Below are 24240 nucleotides of genomic sequence, written 5' to 3'. Positions count from 1 at the left end.
GTCCACCAAGCGTATGTCCCCCTTTATTCATGACAGCAGAAACGCTGTGGTGATAAAACAAAATTGTTTTACAAGCAAGGAGAATGGTTATGGGTTTTTTCAGCAAATTATTTAAGGGGCCTGAAATCGACATGGAAAAGAGCAATGCAAACGCCGAAAAAATGCGTCTGCTGTTCAACCAAGCGGTAGAAAACGGAGCCGACTATCAACTGATTTTCGCCTACACAGAGGATGTGTCGCGGTTCAATTACGGGTTTATCCACGGCAGTAAAACAAAAGTAGGGAATTTGATCGTCGGTTGGAATGAGGCAAATCAGACGATCGTGGCGCTTCCCACCGTACCGGCTCTCTCTGGGTGCGGTGCACCTACCTATTACCGCCGTTCTGAAATTCTGAAAGCCTATCGGAACAAGTACCCCACCGATGCCTTTATTATCTACCCTGACAGAAAAAGCTACATCGGTATCAATGCCTGCGACTGGTTGGAAGACGAGAGTCTCTATGTATATGTGTCACAGACCGAAGCGCTCGCCGCTTTCACAGATTTTTTTATGAACCGTTTTGCCAAAAAGTGATACAGGCCACTCCTCTTAAAAAACGGAGAACCGATCGGGAGCACGGTTATGCCGATATTGGCAGGGTCCGAAGCCTATTTGCAGCAGAGCTGCAAAAACGGAGAAGAATATTTTTCCCAAAGCAAACGGTCACAGGCGCGCTCCCCTATCCCCTTGGCGCACCGTAGAGCCAGCAAGAGCGACGCAATGAGAACCGCGCCGCTCTTGTTTTTTCACCACAAGCGCGGAATAGCATCGGCCTTTTTTGCTGCGCACGGTGCACGGAGCGCTTTTTATCTGTATCTGCAAAAATGTGGATTTCGTTGTAAAAACAACATACTGTTTCTTGTGGACGCGGTATGCTTACAGCAGCAAAGGCCGTGCGTGTGCAGCCACGCGCCCCGGCCGGCAAATGAACCGGGAGGAAAATGACATGAAAAGACGAATCATCCATATTGACGAAGAAAAATGCAACGGCTGCGGCCTGTGTGCCGCCGCCTGCCATGAGGGGGCCATCGGCATGATAGATGGCAAGGCGCGGCTGCTGCGCGAGGATTACTGCGACGGCCTGGGCGACTGCCTGCCCGCCTGCCCCACAGGCGCGATCCGCTTTGAAGAACGCGAAGCTCCCGCCTATGACCATGCGGCCGTCATGGCCGCCAAAGCGCAGAACGCCGCCCCGCAGCCCTGCGGATGCCCCGGCAGCGGTGCCCGCAGCATCCGGCGTGAAGCCGCCCCGGCGGACAGCGCCGTCCCCCGTACCGCCAGCGCGCTGTCCCAGTGGCCGGTCCAAATCAAGCTTGCTCCGGTGAACGCGCCTTATTTTCAAGGCGCACGACTGCTCATCGCGGCGGACTGCACCGCGTACGCCTACGGTGCGTTTCACGAGGATTTCATCCGCGGCCGCGTAACGCTCATCGGATGCCCCAAGCTGGATGAGGGCGACTACGCGGAAAAGCTCACCGCCATCCTGCGTGAAAACGATATCCAGAGCGTGACCGTGGCGCGCATGGAGGTCCCCTGCTGCGGCGGCATTGAAAACGCCGTCAAGCGCGCATTGCAGCAGAGCGGCAAATTCATTCCCTGGCGTGTAGCAGTTATCTCCACAGACGGGCGCATTCTGTCGGACTGACCGGTATGCCGCGGCAGCACGGTTCGCTTTTTCATGCATGTGCAGAGGCATTTTCTTGTAATTCGGGGCAAAATATGCTATGATTCTATTAGCTTTTGCTAACCTCTGCCGCCCGGATCGAACCTGTATGCAGAGCACTCCGCATACAGGTCCTCCTCCCTCCGCGGGGCGGCCTGCCGCTGTGCGGAGGGCCTGTTTTTATCAAGAAAGGAGCTGTCTCTCATGTACTGCACACGCGCTGTCAGCGACGCCGTTACCTGGGTCGGCGGCAATGACCGCCGCCTTTCCCTTTTTGAAAATCTGTTCCCCATCCCACGCGGGGTCACGTACAATTCCTATCTGATCCTGGATGAAAAAACCGCGCTTATCGACACGGTGGATGCCTCCATCTCGCGCCAGTTTCTGGAAAACATCATGCATACGCTCGCCGGACGGCATCTGGACTATCTTGTCGTCAACCATATGGAGCCGGACCATTGCGCCAACATTGAGGAACTGCTGCTGCGCTTTCCCGAGCTGAAAGTCGTGGGAAACGCCAAAACCTTTACTCTGATGCGCCAGTTCTATGACTTCGACCTGGAGGGCCGCATCATCACTGTGGTGGAAAACGATACGCTCAGCCTTGGTGCGCATACGCTGCGCTTTGTGTTTACACCGATGGTCCACTGGCCCGAAGTGATGATGACTTATGAAGAGCACGAGCATATCCTTTTTTCCGCCGACGCCTTCGGCAGCTTCGGCGCACTGAACGGCCACCTGTTCGACGACGAGATCGACTTTGAGTGCGGCTGGATGGCGGATACGCGGCGCTACTACGGCAATATCGTGGGCAAATACGGCCCGCAGGTCCAGGCCGCACTGAACAAGCTTTCGGGCGTGGAGATCCGCATGGTGTGCCCGCTGCACGGGCCCGTTTGGCGCTCCGGGTTGGACAGGCTGCTGGACAAATACCGGCATTGGAGCACCTATACACCGGAGGAACGCTCCGTGGCCGTATTCTACGGTTCCATGTACGGCGATACGGAAAATGCCGTAAATATCCTTACCTCCCGCTTGGCGGAGGCCGGTGTAAAAAACATCGCCGTCTATGATGTTTCCAGCACACATGTCTCCACGATGATCGCCGAGGTGTTCCGCTGCAGCCACCTGGTCCTTGCCGCGCCCACCTATAATAATGGGGTCTACCCCGCCATGCTGAATCTGCTGCACGACATGAAGGCGCTCAACCTGCAAAACCGCACCGTTGCCCTGATGGAAAACGGCTCCTGGGCACCGTCCTGCGCCCGGCAGATGCGCGCCCTTCTGGAAGAAATGAAGAGCATGGAGATCTTGGAGCCTGTGGTCACGCTGAAGTCCGCGCTGAAGGACGATTCTCTGGCCCAACTGGACGCGCTGCGTGATGCATTGATCGCTTCCCTTATGGCAGAGTGAACTGCTTTTCCCGGTTGCATTTTTTCGCCCACTCTGTATACTGTTATTGTTATAAGCATACGCCCCGCTTTCCCCATTCGGACGGCGGGGCGTCGTTCGGCCCATATTGTTGCGTGCGCAACGAATGCGCGCGCAGCAGTTCACCATTTTGCGCCTTTGCCGCGCGTTTTCTGCGAAGGAGGTTTTTATGAAGCAGCATTTGATGCGCAACATCAATACCATCTCCCGGTGTGCCGCACTGTACCGGGACGCTCACCTTGCAGACTGCGGGCTGAGCGGCTGGCAGGCGCCTTATATTCCGGAAATCTGCGCCGCGCCGGGCATTACGCAGGATCAGCTGGCTCTGCGCCTGCACGTGAACCGCAGCAACGTAACGCGCCAGCTGGCCATGCTGGAGGAAAACGGCTTCGTCCTACGGCGCCGCAGTGAAAGCGACCGCCGCGCGGTGGAGGTTTATCCCACGCAGAAGGCCGAGGAAACACTTTCCGCCGTACGGGCCGTATACCGGTCCTGGCGGGAAAAGCTGTTTTATGACCTGACTTCGGAAGAACGCGACCGGTTGGAGTCACTTCTGGAGCGCCTGGCCCGCCGCGCGGAGGACATTCAATGAAAACAGTTCTGCATTATCTGCGCCCCCGTCTGGGCATTATGAGCGTGGGGCTGCTCATCAAGTTTTTCGGCACCGTTGCCGAGCTTCTTTTGCCGTGGATGCTCTCTGTTATTTTGGATGAGGCTGTTCCCGCCGGAGCGCTGGGCGGCATCCTTTTCTGGGGCGGGCTTATGGTGCTCTGCGCAGCGGCGGCGCTGGGCGGCAACGTAATCGCCAACCGACTGGCTTGCTCCACTTCCCGGGATGTGACGCGGCGGCTGCGGCACGACCTGTTTGCACGGGTGATGCAGCTGTCCTGCGCACAGGAGGATGCATTCACCACGCCCTCCCTCATCTCCCGCCTGACGAGCGATACCTACAACGTACACCAGATGGTGGACAGGATGCAGCGCCTGGGTGTGCGTGCGCCCATCCTGCTGGTGGGCGGTATCGCGCTGACGCTTTCGCTGGAGCCGGTGCTCACACTGGTGCTCATTGCAACACTGCCTCTGCTGGGGCTTGTGGTGTGGTTCGTTTCCACACGGGGCATACGGCTTTATACCCGTACACAGCTTGCACTGGACGCCCTGGTACGGCGCGCGCAGGAGAGCATGGCGGGCATCCGCGTCATCCACGCGCTGTCCAAGGGAGACTATGAGCGCGCCCGCTTTGACGAAGCCAACGCCCGTGCGGTGAACTGCGACCAGCGCGCCGGCTTTTTGATGAACGTAACGAACCCTGCTATGAACCTTCTGCTCAATACAGGGCTCACGGTGGTCATCGTGCTGGGCGCATACCGCGTAAACGCAGGACTTGCACAGCCCGGCTCCATCATCGCATTTTTGAGCTACTTCACCATCATCCTCAACGCGCTGATGATGGTCTCCCGCCTGTTTGTTATGTACTCCAAGGGCGCGGCCAGCGGACGGCGCATTGCCGAGGTGCTGGCCGCGCCCGCGGACCTTGCGCCCCAGAACATTCCTCCGGTGCAGGCGGACGCGTTCCTCCGCTTTGACCATGTCTCCTTTTCCTATGACAAGGTGAAAGACACGCTTTCAGACGTCAGCTTTTCTCTGAAACGGGGCCAGACGCTGGGCATCATTGGGCCGACGGGCAGCGGAAAAACCACCAGTCTCTGGCTGCTGCTGCGTTTTTACGACCCGGACAGCGGCGCGGTACGGCTGAACGGACGCGACGTTCGTTCCATTCCGCCCGAGGTGCTGCACAGCAAGTTCGGCGTGGTGTTTCAGAACGACTTTCTCTACGCGGATGAAATCGGTGAAAACATCGACTTCGGGCGGGGAATTTCCCCGGAGCAGACTGCTGCGGCGGCACGCACGGCGCAGGCGGATTTCATTGCACAGCGTAAGGGCGGTTTTTCCGCTCAATTGGCCGCAAAAGGCGCCAACCTGAGCGGCGGGCAGAAGCAGCGCGTGCTGCTGGCCCGCGCCCTTGCGGCTGACCCGGAGATCCTGCTGTTGGACGACAGCTCCAGCGCGCTGGACTACAAGACGGACGCTGCGCTGCGCCGCGCGCTGGCGCGCGACTTTGCGGATACCACAAAGATCATCGTGGCCCAGCGCGTCAGCTCCATCCAGAACGCGGACCGTATCCTTGTTCTGGAGGACGGCCGCGCCGCAGGCCTCGGCACGCACAGCGATCTGCTGCGCTCCTGCGAAAGCTACCGCGAGATCGCGCAGGTCCAAATGGGGGAGGTGGAATAAATGGCACGCAGCAAAGGAATGGGCGGCGGGCCGAGCATGGCCTTCGAGAAGCCCCGCGCGGGAGCAAAAGCCATTCTCAGGCGCCTGTGGCGCTATCTGTACCATTACAAATGGCTGCTGGCCGCCGCAGTGGCGCTCAGCCTTACCGGCAATCTGCTTGCTTTGGCAGGCCCGAAGCTTTCGGGCTACGCCATCGACGCCATCCGCCCCGGGCCGGGCCGAGTGGACTTCACCACGGTTTTCCACTATGCAAAACGGATGCTTGTGTTTTATTTTGCCGCAGCGGCGCTGAGCTATGTGCTGGCCGCGCTGATGGTGCGGCTGAGCCGCAACGTTGTTTACCGCATGCGCAAGGACATCTATGACCATTTGATGCGCCTGCCTGTGCGCTTTTTCGATACGCATGCCATCGGCGACGTATTGAGCGTGCTCTCCTACGACGTGGATACCATCAACGCCTCCCTTTCCAACGACCTGGTACAGATGCTCACCAGCGTCATCACCGTGGCCGGTTCCTTTGGAATGATGCTCTCCATCTCTCCTCAGCTGATCCTTATTTTCGTTGTGACCATTCCCATTTCCGTGATGTTTACACGACACCGTTCCAAACGGGTGCGGCCGCTGTACCGCCGCCGCTCTGCCGGTCTGGGCGCTTTGAACGGCTTTGCCGAGGAAATGACGGGCGGGCTGAAAACCATCAAGGCCTATGGCCGGGAGGAGGTGTTTCTTTCCCGTTTTGAGGAAAAGAACCGCCTCGCCTGCGACGCCAACTATGAGGCGGACGCCTTTTCCAGTTCTACTGGGCCGGGCGTCAACTTCATCAATAATTTGTCTCTGGCACTGGTGAGCCTGTTCGGCGCGCTGCTGTACATGGCGGGCGGCATCAGCCTGGGCAGTGTGTCCTCTTTCGTATTGTATTCCCGCAAATTTTCCGGTCCCATCAACGAATTTGCCAACATCATCAGCGAGCTGCAGTCCGCGCTGGCTGCCGCCGAGCGCGTGTTCCAGCTGCTGGATGAAGCAGAGGAGGCCCCGGATGCTCCCGGCGCGTGGGAGCTTTCCGGTGTGCGCGGCGCAGTGGCACTGCGCGGCGTGCGCTTCGGCTACGGCGGCGCGCCGGTGCTGGACGGCTTCACGCTGGCCGCGCAGCCCGGCCAGGTGGTTGCCATAGTGGGGCCGACGGGCGCGGGCAAAACCACTGTCATCAACCTGCTGATGCGCTTTTACGATGCAGATTCCGGTTCCATCACCGTGGACGGACAGGAGATCCTTTCCCTCACCCGCGCCAGCCTGCGCCGCGCCTATTCCATGGTGCTGCAGGACACCTGGCTGTTTTCGGGCACCGTATACGAAAACCTTGCCTACGGCAAGGAGGGTGTGATGCTGGAGCAGGTGCGCGCTGCAGCGCGGGCCGCCAAGATCGACCGCTTTATAGAAGCGCTGCCCCAGGGCTACGACACCGTGCTGCGGGACGGCGGCAACAGCATCTCCAAGGGCCAGCGCCAGCTGCTCACCATCGCACGGGCCATGCTGCTGGACGCGCCGATGCTCATTCTGGACGAAGCGACCTCCAATGTGGACACCCGCACCGAACGCCGTATCCAGGCCGCCATGCTTCGGCTGATGGAAGGACGCACCTGCTTTGTCATCGCACACCGGCTGTCCACCATCCGAAACGCGGACGTCATCGCCGTGCTGCGTGAGGGCACGGTAGCAGAATGCGGCACCCACGACGAGCTGATGCGCCGGGGAAGCTATTACAGCGAGCTGTACCGTGCCCAGTTCGACGCCGCTCAGGATGCGGGCTGACCATACGGGGCGGGCGCGGCCAAAACGCCGCTCCCGCTTTTTTCGCCATTTTCTCAAACGGAACGCGCGCAAACAAAACTTTAACAATCGCATTTTATAATAGCAGCAGAAAATTGAGGAGGGAAATGTTTTGTTCAAGATATTGGTGGTGGAGGACGACCGGGAGCTGAACCGTGCGGTCTGCGCGTTTCTGGGGCGGAACGGATACGAAGCGGTGGGCTGCCTTTGTGCGGAGGAAGCCTATGACGCGTTGTATGAAACTGTGTTCGACCTTATCATTTCCGACATCATGATGCCTGGGACAGACGGCTTTGAATTTGCCCGTACCGTGCGGGAGCAGAACACGGAGCTGCCCATCCTGTTTATGACGGCCCGGGATGATCTCACGGCTAAACAGCGCGGTTTTTCCGCCGGAGCCGACGATTACATGGTAAAGCCCGTGGACCTGGACGAGCTTTTGCTGCGGATCGGCGCGCTGCTGCGCAGGGCAAAGATCGCCAGCAGCAAAAGGCTTACGGCAGGCAGCCTTTTGCTGGACGCAGACGAGCACACGGCCTATCTGAGCGGCGCGGAGGTTCCGCTCACCGTACGGGAATTCGACCTGCTGTACAAACTGCTCTCCTACCCGAAAAAGACCTTCACCCGCGCACAGCTTATGGAGGAATTCTGGGAAATGGAAACATCCTCCGGCCCGCGCACTGTGGATGTATATATCACCAAGCTGCGGGACAAATTTTCCGCCTGCCCGGATTTTGAGATCGTCACCGTGCACGGGCTGGGCTATAAGGCGGTGCTGAAATGAACCGGGATCGCTTCTCGGGAGCCGGGCGGCTTCCCCGGTATCTGTTTTCCGCAACAAAATTCCTGATTTTTTTCGCACTGATCGCATTCGTGGTCACCTGCTCTTTCCTGCTGTTTCTTGATTCCATGCGGCTCGACCCGGATATCCTGCGGGAAAACGCGCTGCTCACTTTTCTCAATATCCTGCTTCTGAGCGCGCTTTTCACCGTCATCGACGGCATCCGGCGCAGGCTGACAGTGGAGCGCCCGGTGCGGCGCATCCGTGCCGCTACCCAGCGCATCATCCAGGGCGATTTCAGCGTGCACATCGAGCCGCTTCACGGTCCGGAGCGTGCCGACGCCTTCGACGCCATCATTGAGGATTTCAACCAGATGGCCCGGGAGCTTTCCGGCGTGGAAACGCTGCGTACAGACTTCATCGCCAATGTTTCACACGAGCTGAAAACGCCGTTAGCCGTCATCCAGAACTACGGTTCCCTGCTGCAGGACCCTGCCCTGCCGAAAGAGCAGCGCGTCGAATATGCCAAGGCCGTCACAGATGCATCCCGCCGCCTGGCGGACCTGATCGCCAATATTCTCAAACTGAACAAGCTGGAAAATCAGCAGATCTTCCCGCAGGCGGAGACTTACGATCTGGGTGAGCAGCTTCGAGAATGCCTGTTGGGCTTTGAGGACGCATGGGAGGCAAAAGAGCTTGCTGTTGAGGCGGACATTCCGGACGGCGTGGCCGTCCGTACGGACCGCGAGCTGCTGACGCTGGTGTGGAACAACCTGTTCTCCAACGCCGTCAAATTCACGGATGCAGGCGGCAGCATCCATGTTTCCCTTCGGCGTACCGGCACGCAGGCCGAGGTGTGCGTCACAGACACCGGCTGCGGCATGAGTCCCGAAACGGGACGGCATATTTTTGAAAAATTTTATCAGGGCGACAGCTCCCACGCAACGCAGGGCAACGGACTGGGGCTGGCGCTGGTGCGCCGTGTGGTGGATATCGTGGGCGGAGAGATCGCGGTGAAGAGCACGCTGGGCAAAGGCAGCACGTTTTCCGTGGTGCTGCGCGCCGAAACCAATGAAACGCCCTGAGCCTTTGCTGCGCCGCCTGCTTTTCCCCGGCGGCGGTTGGGCGGCGCTGGCTGCCTTTGCTGCCGTGGCCTCCCTGTGGACCGTCTTTTCCAACGGCTGGGAGGACGCTCCCGCCGCGCGCGCAGCCTATGCCTTTTCCACCTATGCACTGGTCGTGGCCATTTGCCGTGCAGTGCCTGCAGCCCGGCGTGCAAAAACCGCTGTCTACGGCCTGCCCCCGGTGCGGCGCTGGCGTGCCGACGCCGCGCTGCGCGCGCTTGTTTCCCTTCGCGCCGGGCTGTGCGTCAATCTTTGCTTCGCCGCCTGCAAGCTGTACGCGGGCATCTGGTTCCGCTCACCCTGGTTCGGTGCGGCGGCAGTGTATTACACCGTTCTGAGCACCATGCGTTTTGCAGTACTTCGCGGCGTGCGGAACGCTCCGCCCGCCGGGCCGTCTGCCGCTCCTGTCCGGCAGATGCGCGGGCTGCGTGTCTACCGGCGCTGCGGTGTGCTGATGTTTGCCCTGAATCTGGCCATGACGGCCATAGCCGCACAAATGGTCTGGCAGAACCGCGCATACCGTTATCCCGGCACGCTGATCTATGCCTCAGCCGCATATACGTTTTACTGCTTCGGCAGCGCAGCAGCCAGCGCGGTGAAAGCGCACCGCATGCATGACCCCGTGCATGCGGCCGCAAAAATGCTGGGCCTGGCCGGTGCGCTGATGAGCGTACTGACCCTGCAGACCGCCATGCTTGCCCAATTCGGCGGAGACGCGGCCATGCGCCGGACGATGAACGCCGTCACCGGAGCCTGTGTGTGCTCGCTTGTATTCTGCATGGCCGTATTTATGGCCGTACGCGGAAATATCCTTCTCCGGCGGGCCGCGCGGCAGAACGCGGCTGCTTCCGCTGCACCGCCGTCCATTCATTTCTAAAGGAGTGTCTGTTTATGGAAGAAAACAAGGAGATTTTCACCTATACCTACTCCGCCCGGCAGCAGGAGGAGGTCAGGCGCATCCTCCAAAAATACACGCCGCTCCAGGAGGATAAAATGGAGCTTCTGCGCCGCTTGGATAAAAGCGCCCAGCAGCCCGGTACCATTGCCGGCATCGCGCTCGGCGTATGCGGTACGCTGATGCTCGGGCTGGGCATGTGCTGTACCATGGTGTGGACAGGTGTTTTCGCCCTGGGCGTGGCCGTCGGCTGCACCGGCATCGCCGTGCTGGCGCTGGCTTATCCGATGTTTCTGCATCTGACAAAACGCCGGCGCGCACAGCTTGCGCCGCAGATCGAGGCGCTCAGCCGGGAGCTGTTGGGGCAATCGCCTGCATGCGGGCGAGAAACAGAACGATAACGGCAGTCTCTGCTCCTCCCGCCGGACAAACCAGTTTTTCCGGCCTGAAAATGCCCAAAGCTGCCTGCGACAATTCTTGAAGTATTTTGTGGATGTCTGCTATAATAAGGGCGCTATCTGACCCGTTCATTGGAGGAAACCATGCAGAACAGCGGCAGCACCGCTCCTGCGCCCACTGCGCTTTTCCCGGAGACAAGGCATTGCCGCGCCCTTTTCCGGACAGGGTGCCGGCGGTGCCTTTTCGCGTTTCCGTGACCGGAAGGATCGAAAGGAGAACAAGCACAAATGGAATTGAAACTGACAGGCATCCGAAAACACTTTGGAGAAAAGGAAGTCCTTAGGGGCTGCGGCTTCACGTTCCAGCAAGGCAAGATCTACGGCCTGCTGGGGCGCAACGGCGCAGGCAAAACCACATTGTTCAACTGCCTGACGGACGAGGTGCCGCCCGACGGCGGCACAGCGGAGCTTGTGCTGGAAGACGGCACACGCCGCGCTCTGAATCCGGACGACGTGGGTTATGTGTTCGCGACACCCATTCTGCCGGACTTTCTCACCGGATATGAATTCGTGCGTTTTTATATGGACGTCAATGCTGCACGTATTCGGGACGGACGCTCCGCCGATGATTATTTCGACATGGTGCAGATTGCTCCGGAGGACCGGCACCGGCTCATCAAGGGATACTCCCACGGTATGAAAAACAAGGTGCAGATGCTGTGCTTTCTCATCGCGCGGCCGCCCGTTATTCTGCTGGACGAACCGCTCACCTCCTTTGACGTAGTGGTCGCGCTGGAAATAAAACAGCTTCTGCGCCAAATCAAGCACGAGCACATCATCGTATTTTCCACACATATTCTGCAGCTTGCCACAGACCTTTGCGATGAGATCGCCGTGCTGCATGAGGGCATGTTGAGCCAACTGGACCACGCGCTGCTGCATAGCGGAGATTTTGAGGCACAACTCATCGAGCTTCTGAAAGACGAGGGCGAAGCATGAGACAGATGGTCGGACAAATCATAAAAATGCGGGACGCTCTTTGGGTGAACGCGTTTCTTTATTATTTCAGCCGTCTTTGGATGGTTGGCCGTCTTGTGCCGCCGACGGCCTACGCGGGCTACCGTGCAAAAAAAGCGCTTTCCGCTGCGGCGGTGGCCGTCCGGCAGATCATCGACCTGTGCGGCAAACCGCTTTATCTGCTTACATTTCTGCTTTTGCCGGTCATTCTGCTGGCCGGCAGCCGCCCGCAGTTTGCAGGGCAGGAATTCTCTCTGTTCCTATCCATGCTGTTTTTCCTCAGCTGTATCCTCGGCGCTTTTGGCGACAGCCATATTTTCAATGTAACGCGGGAAAAGGTCGCATTTCTCAAATATCTGCACGCCGATGCCCGAAGCTATATTCAGGCTTCTCTTGCGCTGCGGTATGTGCCGTTTTTCTCCTATTATCTTCCCTTCCTTCTGCTGGCTGCATGGCTTTTCGGCGCGCCGCTGTGGCAGGGCGCGGCCGCCTGGGTTCTGCTGGCGGCTTTCCGCATGATGAGCGAAGCCTTCCATCTGTTTGTGTTCGACCGCACGGGGCGTGTGCTTGTCCGCAGCACCGGGTACGCCTGGCTCGTCATCGCCGTGGGGCTGGCGGGGGCATACGTGCCGCCGCTGCTGGGCCTTGATTGGCACATGGGCCTGGCCGCATTTCTGCTGCATCCCGCATCCATATCGGCCTTTGCCGCGGCAGGTGCGCTGTGCCTTTATTACATCGCCGCCGGATATCCCGGCTATGCACGCAAGCTGCCGCGCTCGCTGGACCTCAACTTTCTTTTGTCCTCCATGCTCAAAACTGCCTCCGGCTCCTCGTTCAAGGAGGTGGAAGTACGGGAGGCCGACGCCGCGCTTTCTTCGGAAGCGCTGGCAAAGCTCCAGCGCCTGAAAGGGTACGATTACCTGAACGCGCTGTTCTTTGCGAGGCACCGACGGCAGCTGCTGCGCCCTGTGTGGTACCGCCTGGCCGCTGCGGCGCTGGCCTTTGCCGCGGCCGCGGCGCTGCGCATCTCCAGCCCGGAACTTGCCGCAGCCCTGAGCCGGAACCTGACCGCTATGCTCCCCTCCTTTGTTTTCATCATGTACAGCATCACTGTGGCGGATAAATCCTGCCGCGCCATGTTTTACAACTGCGATAAAGACCTGCTCCGCTATGCCTGGTACCGCAAGCCTAAGGTCATCCTGCGCAGCTTCGGCATTCGCCTGCGCCGCGTAGCCCTGTACAACGGGCTTGTAGCGGGCGCGCTGTGCCTTGCGGCGGCCGGCTTCTGCCTCATCAGCGGCACCGGTATTTTCACCGCGGATCTTGCCCTGTTCTGTGCCGCGCTTCTTTTGCTCTCGCTTTTGTTCACCGCGCACCACCTGTGCCTTTACTACATCTTCCAGCCCTATTCCGAAAGCCTGAAAACCAAGAACCCTCTGTTTTCGGGCATCCATGCCGCCATGTATCTGCTTTGCTTCGCCTGCCTGCAGATAGAGGTGGGCGGCAGCTTTTTTACGGCGGTGCTGCTTGGATTCACAGTTTTGTACATTGCCGCCGCACTGGTGCTGGTGTATTTCCGCGCTCCGCGCTCGTTCCGCATAAAGTAACATTTTGTATGGCTTCGTCAAAAAAGCCCTTGTTCCCGCAAACGTCTTGTGCTATATTGTTATTAGAAAAATTTACCGCTGGGAGTTGTTGATAGATGGCTGAACAAAAACGTGTCCGCAGGACGCCTGAACAGATCGCCGCCGATATCGACGGGCAGATTTCCAAACTGGAGGAAAACATTCGCGGACTGGAGGAGAAAAAAATCGCGGCGTGCGCGGAATTTGACGCGAAGATTGCCGCTGTGCAGGAAAAGGCCGCAAAACTGGCCGAGCGCAAAAAAGAAGTGCTTTCCCCTAAAAAGCGAAAGCCCCGCAAAAGCAAGGCCGAGCGCATCCGGGAGCTTGTAAAGCAGGCTCAGAAGTCCGGAATGAAGCTGGACGAAATCGCGGAAAAGCTGGGCATGCCCCTTTCTGAGTGAATCCTGTGCAATAGCCAAAAGCCGCTGTGAAGCTTTCACGGCGGCTTTTATTCTGTGTCCTTATGCAATATTAACAGTATCGAAAAACTCTTAACGGCACGCAAAGCCTTCGCGTCTTATACTGAAATTGTCCGGAATACGGTCTTAATAAAGCCTTTATTTTGGCTTTGCAGCTTTTTTGCGCGCCCTCCGGCACCTTAACGGCACGTTCACAGCGGTTGTGATACACTGAAGCTGCAAAGGGGAACAAGTGTTTTCCCCCTTTGCAGGAGGCTTTCACAATGATGAACACACAGGCTGTACGTTGTCCCGCAGAATGGTCTCGCCCGGCCAAAAGAGAAAAGAGGCGTGCGGCGGTTTCTTTCGCCGCGTTGCGCAGGAGCATCGCAGCATATCTTGAAACACACACTGCGGCATTCTGGTTTTTCAGCTATATCGGCATACCTGTTCTTCTGCTGAGCGGCGTTTCAGCCCTTGCATGCCTGTTCGCGCTGCCCATGCTGCTGTTTTGTTGAGCGCACATGCTTTTCACTCCCGCCGCGTGATGTGCGGGAGTTCTTTTTGTTTGCGGAGTTTATTTATTTCCAATTTTAGCAAGCGCACGACAGGAGGCGTTTTCATGCAGGACACAAGGCCGGACCCCGACCGGATTTTGCATCAGATCCAGCAGCAAGAGGCCGATGCGGCGCATGTGCGCGGCAGACTGAAGATATTCTTCGGCTATGCTGCGGGCGTGGGAAAAACCTACGCCATGCTGGAAGCCGCACACGCGGCACTCGCGGCGGGAACCGACGTTGTGGCCGGATACATCGAGCCTCACACGCGTCCGGATACGCTCGCCATGCTGGAGGGACTGGAACAGCTTCCTCCGCTGTGCATGGAATACAAAAATGTGACGCTGCGCGAATTTGACCTGGACGCTGCCATCGCACGCCGCCCTGCCCTTCTTCTTGTGGACGAGCTTGCCCATACCAACGCGGAGGGCTGCCGGCACCGAAAGCGCTGCCAGGATATCGAAGAATTGCTGGCGCTTGGCATTGATGTGTACACCACCGTGAATGTTCAGCATTTGGAAAGCCTGAACGACATTGTAGCCGCTGTTACAGGCATTACAGTGCGCGAACGCGTGCCGGACAGTGTGTTCGATAATGCCGATCAGGTGGAGCTGGTGGACATCGAACCCGATGACCTTCTGGCCAGGCTGGACAGGGGAAAAGTTTACCGTCCGCTTCAGGCCCGCCGCGCCATGGACCATTTTTTCACCAGAGAGAACCTTGTGGCGCTGCGGGAGATTGCTCTGCGCCGCACGGCCGACCGTGTGAACCGCCGCGCGGAAAAAGGCAAGGATGCCAGCGCCGGCTATTATACCGGCGAACATATCCTCATCTGTCTGTCATCCTCTCCCTCCAATGCCCGTGTCATCCGCACAGCGGCGCGCCTTTCCGATGCATTTCACGGCCGTTTCACCGCCCTGTTTGTCGAGGTTCCCGGCACCCGGGAGCTGAATGGCGAGAGCCTCGCCCGCCTGCGCGGCAACCTGCGCCTGGCCGAACAGCTCGGCGCACGCATCGCCACGGTTTACGGCGAGGACGTCGCCGCGCAAATTGCCGAATACGCACGCGCCAGCGGCGTTTCCAAAATCGTCATTGGACGTTCCAACAACAGACGCGGCATTCTGCCGCGGCCCACGCTGGTGGAGCAATTGACGGCGCTGGCCCCCAATGTGGATGTGTACATCATTCCGGATAATCTGCCGCCCTACCGCAGACACCGCCGCGCGCCGCCCGAGCGGCTGACGCCGGCAGATACGTTCAAGACGCTCGGCCTGCTTGGCCTTTCCACCGCGGTGGCACTCGGCTTCGCCGCAATTGGCCTCAGCGAGGCCAATGTCATTACGGTGTTCATTCTTGGGGTACTGTTTGTTTCCGTTTGCACCGGCAGCCGTATTTACGGTGCCGCTGCTTCATTTTTCAGCGTGCTTCTGTTCAACTTCTTTTTCACCGTGCCCCGCTTCACGCTCCAGTTCAACGATCCCGGCTATGCCGTCACCTTCGCAATCATGTTCGCCGCATCATTCATCACCAGCACCCTGACGGTGCGCGCCCAGCGCCAGGCACGGCAATCCTCCCTGAAGGCCTACCGCACCGAGGTCCTGCTGGAGACCAGCCAGAAGCTGCAGCAAAGCGAAACGCAGGATGACATCATCCGCCAAATGGCCCGGCAGATGCAGCGCCTTTTGGGGCGCACCATCTGCCTGTACCTGGCCGACGGAAAGACGCTGGGCCGCCCAACCGTCTTTCCCGCCCCGGACGCCGGCACGGATACCGCTCCCTATATCACACCCGGCGAACAGGCCGTGGCGGAGTGGGTATTCCGCAACAACAAGCACGCCGGCGCCGGCACGGACACATTGCCCGGCGCGAAGTGCCTCTATCTTGCCGTGCGCAGCCAGGACACGGTGTTCGCGGTGGCGGGTATCGCCATGGATCTCGGAGGCCCGCTCGACGTTTACGACCGCAATCTGCTTTTGGCGATGCTGAATGAATTTGCTCTTGCTCTGGAGCGCCAGCAGGCTGCCGAGGCCCGTAACCGGCTGTTCATCCAGGCCCGCCAGGAGCAGCTGCGCGCCAATCTGCTGCGCGCTGTTTCCCACGATCTGCGCACCCCGCTCACCAGTATTTCCGGCAACGCCAGCATCCTGATGGGCGGCCCGGAGCTGTTGGACGAGAAGAAAAAACAGCAGCTCTATACCGATATCTATGACGACGCCATGTGGCTCATCAGCCTTGTGGAAAATCTTCTCACCGTAACGCGCATCGAAAACGGTACCATGCAGCTCACACTGGAGCCGGAGCTCATCGACGAAGTAGCCCAGGAGGCGCTGCGTCACTTAAACCGCCGCAGCGCGGAGCACACCGTCACGCTCGCTGTCCCCGACGATCTTCTGATGGCCAAAATGGACCCGCAGCTCATCGTCCAGGTGCTCATCAATCTAACGGACAACGCCATAAAATATACGCCTGCGGGCAGCAGCATTGCAGTGAGCGCACAGCGCAGCGGAGAAACGGTTCGCGTGGAGGTCGCTGACGACGGCCCCGGCATCCCGGACGCAGCCAAAGAAAAGCTGTTTGAAATGTTTTACACCGCACAGGCAAAGCGCGGCGACGGACGGCGCGGGCTCGGCCTCGGGCTTTCCCTGTGCCGTTCCATCGTGGAAGCCCACGGCGGCCAGATCGGCGTGCGTGACAACAACCCCCACGGCACTGTATTCTGGTTCACGCTGCCTGCATCAGACACTCCTTCCGCCCCGCCGCAAAACGGACCGGCTGTACTGCAAAAATGTGTTTTTTCCGATTTCGCTTGACTTGGAGCGAACTCCATATGATAAGCTTTTCCTGCAAGGCCGCTATGGGCGGGCATGTCTGCCCACAACGGCGTAAAGGCTCGGAAGCTGCCTGTGCAACAGGAAGCCCCCTATTGTTAAAAAGGAGAAAATACAATGGAATATGTAAAGCTCGGTAATTCACCTCTCACGGTGTCACGCCTTTGCGTAGGCTGCATGAGTTTTGGCGACCCGGCCAGCCGGATGCACGCCTGGACGCTGGACCCTGCTGAAAGCGAAGAGATCGTGAAGCACGCGCTTTCGCTGGGCATCAACTTCTTCGATACTGCCAACACCTACTCAGCGGGTACCAGCGAAGAATACCTGGGCCGCGCCATCCGCAGCAACGTCCCCCGCGACCAGGTCATCCTCGCCTCCAAGGTCTACTTCAACGAGGGGCACCTCTCCCGGGAGGCCATCCTGCGCGAGATCGACGGCACGCTGCAGCGGCTGGGCACAGACTATCTGGACCTGTACATCATCCACCGCTATGACGCAGACACGCCCGTCGAGGAGACGATGGAGGCGCTGGACAGCCTTGTACGGGCGGGAAAAGTACGTGCGCTGGGCGCTTCCGCAATGTACGGCTATCAATTCTTCAACATGCAGCTTGCAGCGCGGGACAACGGCTGGACGCCATTTGTTTCCATGCAAAACCACTACAACCTGCTCTACCGCGAGGATGAGCGGGAGCTGATCCCCATTTGCACGCAGCAGAACGTGGCCCGCACCCCGTACAGCCCGTTGGCGGCGGGGCGGCTCTCCCGTTTGGAATGGGACGCAGACACCAAGCGCAGCCGGACGGACAAAACCGCCGTTTCCAAATATGACAGCACCCGGGAGAGCGACTACGGCATTGTGTTGCGCGTCCATGAGCTTGCCCAAAAGCACGCCGCCACGATGACACAAATCTCGCTTGCATGGCAGTTTGCCCGCGGCGTGACCTCACCCATCATCGGCGCCACGAAGGCCCGCTACCTGGATGACGCGGCCGGTGCGCTGGACGTCCGCTTGAGCGCTGAAGACGTTGCTTATCTGGAAGAACTGTACGTCCCCCACCGCGTTGTGGGAGCGCTGTGAGTATTTGACCATACCATTTTTCCATAAAAGGAGACGCGCTGTGTGGCGCGTCTCCTTTTGTGTTTCAGGGCTCCACCTCCACAATGCGCACATACCGGCGCAGCGGATATTCCCCATCGTGCGCTTCTCCGCACAGACTCTCAGACATATCTCCCGCACGCGTAATGCGCACAAGGCCGCAGCACATAAGGCGCTGTGCCAGCGCCAAACGGCGCTCCGGCGCACAAATTAACCCCGCCGTCTGCAGCCTGCCCTTTTCTCTGCGCAGCACCGGCAGCATACGTGCCGCCGGCAGACGCTTGACCGGGCAATTCCCGAACAATCCCGACAGCACCAGATTGTCATCCAAACACGCTTCAAGGCGGCAAAATTCTCTTCTGTACACGCGTGTGTCCGTCGCTCTTCCCTGTATGGCTTGCACCATCTCATCCAGATAGCGGCGGAGCGTCTGCTCCGCCGTTTCCTCGATGCCTTCCTGTGGGAAACGCCGTGACGCTTCTTCTAAGTATGGCAGAAACTTCTCGCAAAAAGCATATACCTGTTCCATGTCCTCTGTATCCAGAAAAATTGTCTGGCAGGAGCTGCACAGCAGCTGCTTTGTCTGAATGATATGTTCCGCCAGGGCCCGCAGCTCCAGCTGTTCATCCTCGTAGCCGGAGATATAAGCAAAACTCAGCCTGTGCCCCCATTCGATCAATTTTGCTCCCACAGGTGCAAAACGGCGCACCGCCTCTATAGCCGCATCTCCTCCCCACGTAATGATGCCGTCGCATAGGGCTGCCAGCCTTTGCAACGTAACAACATCACTGGAAGGCGTGTCGAAGATATAGATATAATCCGCCAATTCCGGTTCGATTTCCAGCATGCAGCGAACCGCTTCAACCGAAAGCCCGCCGTCTGCCTGAGGCAGCTTGAGCAGATTAATATTACCGGTGAGCAGCCCTTCCGCAAGGCTCAGAACCGGCAGGCCGTCTGCATTGCCCGCGGCAATATGCAGCACTGTGCCCAGCGGCACAGCGCGGCATATGCGCCGTGCGCTCCCGTTCGGCGGCGTCAGCGGATACTCACTCCCCAGGTGCATTCCCAGTTCCATGTGCAGACGGTATTCCAGATTTTCCCGCCGCAGCATGGCGGTCGCTGTACGCACCGCATCTGTGCGGCGCGAAAGCCCCAGCGCAGCAAGCTGTGCGTCAAACTGTCCGTTTTCGATATGTCTCCCAAGTGCGTCCAGCGCTGCAATCACCGTTTCTGAGCGCAGCGGCGCGCGGACACGTGTCTCATTGATTTCATCTTCCAGCCGTGCCAGCAGCACTTCACGTTCTTCTTCGCCGTACAGCTTCCCCTTCGCCAGTATCATCCGTTCACCCCCGCCAGCAGCTCCGCGGCACCCGCCGCACAGGTCTTGATTTCCTTTAAGCCCACACGCCCCAAAAGCTCCAAATAAGGACTTTCGATGCCACAGCCACAGGAGGCGCCGTCATGCAGCACCCCCAAATCGTCTGTAAGCACGCTTACGACCGGTGTTGCGCCTACCATCGGCGTAATCAAATTCACCAGGCCCGGCTTCCCGTGCGGCAGGGGCGCAAGCGTACGCACATCCCGGATTATCACACGGCTGTATACAGGCACATGGAAATGCTGGTTGGGACAGGCGCAGTACAGGATCGGATGCTCCACAGCCCCAAAAAACTCAACGATATTCTCTTGTCCCACGCCCAATACTTTTTCCGCCAACGCATAAAGCGTGCGCTTGTCTACCTGCTGCCGGTAAAACTGTTTCCATCCCCCGCCCAGCATGATCTTGGACCCACGGTGCAGCCGCAGCCGCATTCCCTGTTCCTCCATTTTCTGCAGCATAAAATAAGTGTAGGACGGAAACCCCATAAACCGCAGCGGGAACGCAGAATCCGCATGCCGCCGCACCGCAGCAACAACGCCATCCAGGTCCGGCTCATACCCCTGCGGGCCATAGCGCAGTGCGTAGGTACGGCTTAGCGCCGGCGTGAAAAGCGTTGCTCCGAATGCAGTTTTTGTGACAGCCGTCTGGTTGCCCCGGTGCGGCTTGTATCCCAGCAGAATGTAATGTGCGGGCCGCACAGAAAACAGGCTGTGCCGCTGCGCGATGCGCACCACCATCTCCAGCCCGCACAACAGCCCTCCCGCATCAAAGCCGATCCGGCTCATCTGTCCTTTTGTGCCGGATGACGTTGCCCGGACCAGCTGGCGCCCACGCGGCATGGAATAAATCTCACGTCCTTTAAAAAAGGCGGTGGGCAAGGCGGGCAGACGGGCCAGATCCGTTTCACAACGCAGCGTTTCAGGTGAGAAATGAAAATGCTCAAGAATCGCACGGTATTCTCCGCAATGCGCGTAATGGTACGCACAATTTTCCCGGACAGCCTGTAAAAACAGATCCTGCGAAGCTTCTATGTCGTAAGGGTCGCGCAAGCGGAAAAGCTTTCTTCTGTATCTCAAATCCATTCCTCCTTCAATCTGCAGCGCAGCTCTACGCTGTTTTTTCTGAACACATTGTAACACGGCGAATACGGAAACGCCAGAAAAGCCCCTCCCTCTTGACACGCCTTTTTCTCCAGGTTATAATCCATTACAGGGAATGAAGTTCTCCCCTGGATTTTATCCAAAACCGCTTTTCAAGCTGATGACTTCTGCGATTTTATTTACGTCGCAGAAGCATCGGCTTTTTTGTTTCTGCGAAAAGGAGGAACACTATGTTATTCAGTCTGGCCGTGATCTTTCTGTGCGGCATGCTGCTGGGCGGGCTCTGTAAAAAGCTGAAACTGCCGCCGCTGCTGGGCATGCTGCTCACCGGAATCCTGCTCGGTCCTCATGCGCTGGATGTGCTGGATGGCAGCATCCTTGCCATCTCGGCCGATCTTCGCCGCATTGCGCTCATCATCATCCTGACGCGCGCGGGCCTGAACCTGGAGCTTGCCGACCTGAAGCGGGCCGGACGGCCTGCCGTGCTGCTTTGCTTCGTGCCTGCCTGCTTCGAGATCGCCGGAATGGTGCTGCTTGCGCCGCGCCTGCTGGGCATCTCTGTGTTGGACGCAGCCATCATGGGCAGCGTCGTGGCGGCGGTGTCGCCCGCTGTGATCGTTCCCAAAATGCTGCGTCTAATGGAGGAAGGGAGAGGTACGCGCGCCGGCATCCCACAAATGATCATGGCCGGCGCCTCGGTGGACGATGTGTTCGTTATCGTTCTTTTTACGGCCTTCACCGGGCTTGCGGACGGCGGCGGTATCTCGGCGGGCACGCTTGCGCGGATCCCGTTCTCCATTGTGCTGGGCATTCTGGCGGGTGCGGCATGCGGTTCCCTGCTGGCGGCCGTGTTCCGCCGCCTTCGTCTGCGGGACAGCGCAAAGGTGCTGATCCTGCTGAGCATTTCGTTCCTGCTCGTCACGCTGGAGGATAGCCTCAGCGGCCGGATGGGCTTTTCCGGTCTCATCGCGGTGGTGGCAGCCGGTGTGGCGCTTCAGCGGAAGCGGGGTGAGGTCGCCGCGCGGCTCTCGGCCAAATATGCAAAGCTTTGGGTAGCCGCCGAGCTGCTGCTGTTTGTTCTGGTGGGCGCCACAGTGGACCTGCGCTATGCCGCGGGCGCCGGCACAAAGGCGGTGCTGCTCATCTTTCTGGTACTTCTCTTCCGAATGCTGGGCGTATGGGTGTGCCTGCTGCGCACCCGCCTTTCCCTCAGAGAGCGCGCATTCTGTATGTTGGCCTACTGTCCCAAGGCGACCGTACAGGCTGCAATCGGCTCCATCCCGCTGGGCATGGGCCTTGCCTGCGGTGATATCGTGCTGACAGTGGCCGTATTGTCCATCCTCATCACCGCGCCGCTGGGCGCGTTTGCCATCGACTGTACCTATCAAAGGCTGCTGAAAAAAAACTGACTCTGCCGGACGGCGCGTTTCCTTCAGAGCGCGCTGTTCTTTTTTGTTTTATTTTAGTAAAAAATCAGTAAAAATAGTTGACTTTGGCATCGTGCCCGGTATACTTAAATTGTAAAACCAGAGGAGGGAACTGCACATGGCCACCATCAAAGACGTTGCACAGAGCGCACAGGTCTCTGCCACAACGGTATCACGGGTGCTGAACAGGGATGACAACATGTCCGTCACGCCTGAGGTGCGCATGCGCATCTTCCAGGCCGCCCATGCGCTGGGCTATGTTTCTCCCCGTCAGCGCAGGGCTGCGGCGGAAAAGACAAAGCTCATCATCGGCGTGGCTGATTGGCGCATCATCCGGCCGGACAGGCCCAACATCCGCCTTTCTTCTCTGTCGTGCCTGGTGCAGATGATGACGGACCAGTACGACGTTTCCTTTATCCGACTGATGTTCGGCCAACCTCAGCCCGTGGACGGCGTGATCGCTTTTGGCGCATTCACCGCGCCGGAGATGGATTTTCTCCGTTCTCTGTCTTTCGCCATCGTGTTCGTCAATTCTGACCAGCACAATTACGAGTTCGACCAGATCCAGGTGGATTTCGACCAGGGCCTGAAGCAGATGGCAGCTTACCTGCTGGACAAAAAGCAATACCGCGGCATCGGTTATATCGGGGGCGTGTACGAGCACGGCGGCGTGCGCATCGGCGGCCGCCGCCTGTCCGGTTTGCGCCGTATTTTAGAGGAACGCGGCCTGTATGATCCCACTGTGTTCCATGTGGGAGACATCAGCCGTGAAAGCGGCTATACTCTTGCCCGGCAGGCCGCACGCGAGGGCAGGCTGGCCGAGGCCATGCTGCTGGGCAGTGACGAGGTGGCCGAAGGCGCGCTGGAGGCTTTCCGTGAACTGGGCCTGCGCGTGCCCAAGGATGTTGCCGTCATCATTTATCAGGATATCCAAACGCTGGAAAGCAAATGGCCCACCGGTACCTGCATCGAAATGTTTCCGGACTATATCTGGGAAAACGCGCTGGAGATCCTATTCGGGCGCATCAGCCAGAAGCGGACGCAGGCGGTCACGGTTGTTGTCCCCACGCACATCCGCATCGGCGATACGGCATGAGCGCTTTTCCGGTTGCAAGGGCGCGTCGTCCCTTACAATATATCTGCCACAAACAAGAAAACACAGGAGGACCTAACATGAAAAAATCTGTTTCCCTGCTCCTTGCAGGCGCGATGTGCGCTGGCTTGCTGGCCGGCTGCAGTTCGTCCAGCACATCCGGCGGCACCTCTGCGGCCGCTTCCGGCAGCACTGCTCCTTCGTCCGTTGTCTCCGGTGAAGCGGGCAGCAAATCCATCGAAAAGCTCAGCATCGCCTTTGTTCCCTCCCGCGAACCGGAGGAGATCATCACCGCCACCGAGCCTCTGAAAGAAATGCTCACTGCCGAGCTTGCCGGCCTGGGCTATGACGTGGGCGAGGTGGAGATCACTGTGGGCACCAGCTATGAGGCTGTGGGTGAGGCCCTTTCCGCCGGCACTGCCGACGTTGGCCTGATTCCGGGCGGCACCTATGTATTGTACGACGATGGATGCGACGTACTGCTGACAGCCACCCGCGACGGCCTGTCCATTGATTCCGACAGCGCCAAGGACTGGAATGACAACGCCCCCACCGAGGCTACCACGAACCAGGTCACCAGCTACCGCGCTCTGATGATCGCCGGCCCGTCCGAAAAGGGACAGGCGCTTGCCGCCAAGGTCAACGCCGGCGAGGATCTCACCTGGGAGGATGTGAGCGGCGTAAACTGGAGCGTTATGGGTTCCTCTTCCCCCGCGGGCTACATCTATCCCTCCCTTTGGCTGCAGGAGCAGTTCGACAAAAATATCACCGAGCTGCCCCACGCCGTACAGTCCGATTCCTACGGCAGCGCCTTCGCCCGCCTGGCATCCGGCCAGATCGACGTGCTGTGCACCTACGCTGACGCCCGCCGCGACTATGCCGACAAATGGACCAGCGAGTATGCGATGACGAACAGTATCTGGGAGGATACTGCCGTCATCGGCGTGACCCCCGCCATTTACAACGACACCATCAGTGTCAGCAAATCATCCCCCATCATGGACGATGATTTTAAAGCCGCTCTCTCCCAGGCGTTCATCAACATCGGCGACACCGAGGAGGGCAAGGCTGTCATTTCCATTTACAGCCACCAGGGTTATCAGCCCGCGCAGGCCTCTGACTATGATTCCGAGCGCGCCGCCCAGAAAATGATCCAGGAGCTGAACAGCGCCGCCTGATTTCCCCGAAACAGACGGACAACGTGTAATGCAGAAAAGGAGGGAGAGCTATGCGCTCCCTCCTTTTTTTGAGAGTGTGAGGT

General features: G+C 58.8%; 20 protein-coding genes and 1 riboswitch. Of the genes, 18 read left to right on the top strand and 2 right to left on the bottom strand.

The features are described 5' to 3' along the window. Positions 1-89: 89 nt before the first annotated feature. The 15 genes from IIY41_RS02240 (at position 90) to IIY41_RS02170 (ending at position 17960) form a co-directional block, all read left to right on the top strand. Positions 90-575: a hypothetical protein gene (locus IIY41_RS02240; protein ID WP_009325927.1), complete on the top strand. Its 486-nt coding sequence runs from the start codon at positions 90-92 to the stop codon at positions 573-575. A 412-nt stretch (positions 576-987) separates the two neighbouring features. Continuing rightward, entirely contained in the window at positions 988-1686 is a 699-nt protein-coding gene (locus IIY41_RS02235) for an ATP-binding protein (RefSeq protein ID WP_009325929.1), read from the top strand. Between the two features lie 222 nt (positions 1687-1908). Beyond that, positions 1909-3117, top strand: coding sequence for an FprA family A-type flavoprotein (locus tag IIY41_RS02230; protein WP_050004388.1), 1209 nt, complete (start codon positions 1909-1911; stop codon positions 3115-3117). A 187-nt stretch (positions 3118-3304) separates the two neighbouring features. Then, entirely contained in the window at positions 3305-3727 is a 423-nt protein-coding gene (locus IIY41_RS02225) for a MarR family winged helix-turn-helix transcriptional regulator (protein ID WP_009325931.1), read from the top strand. Continuing rightward, positions 3724-5430, top strand: a complete 1707-nt coding sequence (locus IIY41_RS02220) for an ABC transporter ATP-binding protein (protein WP_287399488.1) — start codon at positions 3724-3726, stop codon at positions 5428-5430. Before IIY41_RS02225 ends, IIY41_RS02220 begins: the two co-directional genes overlap by 4 nt. Beyond that, the gene (locus tag IIY41_RS02215; protein ID WP_009325933.1) at positions 5431-7239 is read left to right on the top strand and encodes an ABC transporter ATP-binding protein; all 1809 of its coding nucleotides are present in this window, start codon (positions 5431-5433) and stop codon (positions 7237-7239) included. Between the two features lie 130 nt (positions 7240-7369). After that, positions 7370-8041: a response regulator transcription factor gene (locus IIY41_RS02210; protein ID WP_009325934.1), complete on the top strand. Its 672-nt coding sequence runs from the start codon at positions 7370-7372 to the stop codon at positions 8039-8041. After that, positions 8038-9123, top strand: coding sequence for a HAMP domain-containing sensor histidine kinase (locus tag IIY41_RS02205; RefSeq protein WP_009325935.1), 1086 nt, complete (start codon positions 8038-8040; stop codon positions 9121-9123). Before IIY41_RS02210 ends, IIY41_RS02205 begins: the two co-directional genes overlap by 4 nt. After that, positions 9110-10039 carry a hypothetical protein gene (locus IIY41_RS02200; RefSeq protein ID WP_287399485.1) on the top strand — a complete coding sequence of 310 codons (930 nt, stop codon included), beginning with the start codon at positions 9110-9112 and terminating at the stop codon, positions 10037-10039. The genes IIY41_RS02205 and IIY41_RS02200 overlap by 14 nt, the downstream gene beginning before the upstream one ends. Before the next feature lie 14 nt (positions 10040-10053). Further along, complete coding sequence (locus IIY41_RS02195; protein WP_009325937.1) at positions 10054-10458, top strand: hypothetical protein; 405 nt, start codon at positions 10054-10056, stop codon at positions 10456-10458. Positions 10459-10743: 285 nt separating this feature from the next. Then, entirely contained in the window at positions 10744-11454 is a 711-nt protein-coding gene (locus tag IIY41_RS02190) for an ABC transporter ATP-binding protein (protein ID WP_009325938.1), read from the top strand. Further along, a complete protein-coding gene (locus tag IIY41_RS02185) occupies positions 11451-13079 on the top strand; it encodes a hypothetical protein (RefSeq protein ID WP_287399482.1) in 1629 nt (542 codons plus the stop codon). Before IIY41_RS02190 ends, IIY41_RS02185 begins: the two co-directional genes overlap by 4 nt. Before the next feature lie 95 nt (positions 13080-13174). Then, positions 13175-13498, top strand: a complete 324-nt coding sequence (locus IIY41_RS02180; RefSeq protein WP_009325940.1) for a hypothetical protein — start codon at positions 13175-13177, stop codon at positions 13496-13498. A gap of 619 nt (positions 13499-14117) precedes the next feature. After that, positions 14118-16862: an ATP-binding protein gene (locus IIY41_RS02175; RefSeq protein WP_287399481.1), complete on the top strand. Its 2745-nt coding sequence runs from the start codon at positions 14118-14120 to the stop codon at positions 16860-16862. Between the two features lie 135 nt (positions 16863-16997). After that, positions 16998-17960: an aldo/keto reductase gene (locus IIY41_RS02170; RefSeq protein ID WP_117460286.1), complete on the top strand. Its 963-nt coding sequence runs from the start codon at positions 16998-17000 to the stop codon at positions 17958-17960. A 64-nt stretch (positions 17961-18024) separates the two neighbouring features. Here the strand turns inward: IIY41_RS02170 and IIY41_RS02165 are convergent, their stop codons facing one another. Both IIY41_RS02165 and IIY41_RS02160 read right to left on the bottom strand, forming a co-directional pair. Next, on the bottom strand, positions 18025-19317 hold the full coding sequence (locus IIY41_RS02165) for an acyl-CoA reductase (protein ID WP_287399478.1): 1293 nt from the start codon (positions 19315-19317) through the stop codon (positions 18025-18027). Beyond that, entirely contained in the window at positions 19314-20441 is a 1128-nt protein-coding gene (locus tag IIY41_RS02160; protein WP_333492258.1) for a LuxE/PaaK family acyltransferase, read from the bottom strand. The genes IIY41_RS02165 and IIY41_RS02160 overlap by 4 nt, the downstream gene beginning before the upstream one ends. Positions 20442-20561: 120 nt before the next feature. After that, a riboswitch (Fluoride riboswitch) is annotated at positions 20562-20636 on the top strand. Between the two features lie 53 nt (positions 20637-20689). On the opposite strand from IIY41_RS02160, the gene IIY41_RS02155 reads away from it, so the two are divergent. The 3 genes from IIY41_RS02155 to IIY41_RS02145 all read left to right on the top strand — a co-directional run bounded on the left by IIY41_RS02155 (position 20690) and on the right by IIY41_RS02145 (position 24157). After that, on the top strand, positions 20690-21868 hold the full coding sequence (locus IIY41_RS02155; RefSeq protein ID WP_050004398.1) for a cation:proton antiporter: 1179 nt from the start codon (positions 20690-20692) through the stop codon (positions 21866-21868). A 136-nt stretch (positions 21869-22004) separates the two neighbouring features. Beyond that, positions 22005-22982: a LacI family DNA-binding transcriptional regulator gene (locus IIY41_RS02150; RefSeq protein ID WP_050004399.1), complete on the top strand. Its 978-nt coding sequence runs from the start codon at positions 22005-22007 to the stop codon at positions 22980-22982. 77 nt (positions 22983-23059) lie between these two features. Continuing rightward, positions 23060-24157, top strand: coding sequence for a phosphate/phosphite/phosphonate ABC transporter substrate-binding protein (locus IIY41_RS02145; protein WP_287399474.1), 1098 nt, complete (start codon positions 23060-23062; stop codon positions 24155-24157). The last annotated feature ends 83 nt before the right edge of the window (positions 24158-24240 follow it).

Source organism: Ruthenibacterium sp. (assembly GCF_017421385.1).
In the GTDB taxonomy this organism is placed as follows: domain Bacteria; phylum Bacillota; class Clostridia; order Oscillospirales; family Ruminococcaceae; genus Ruthenibacterium; species Ruthenibacterium lactatiformans.
This window is presented reverse-complemented; position numbering and strand designations above follow the sequence as displayed.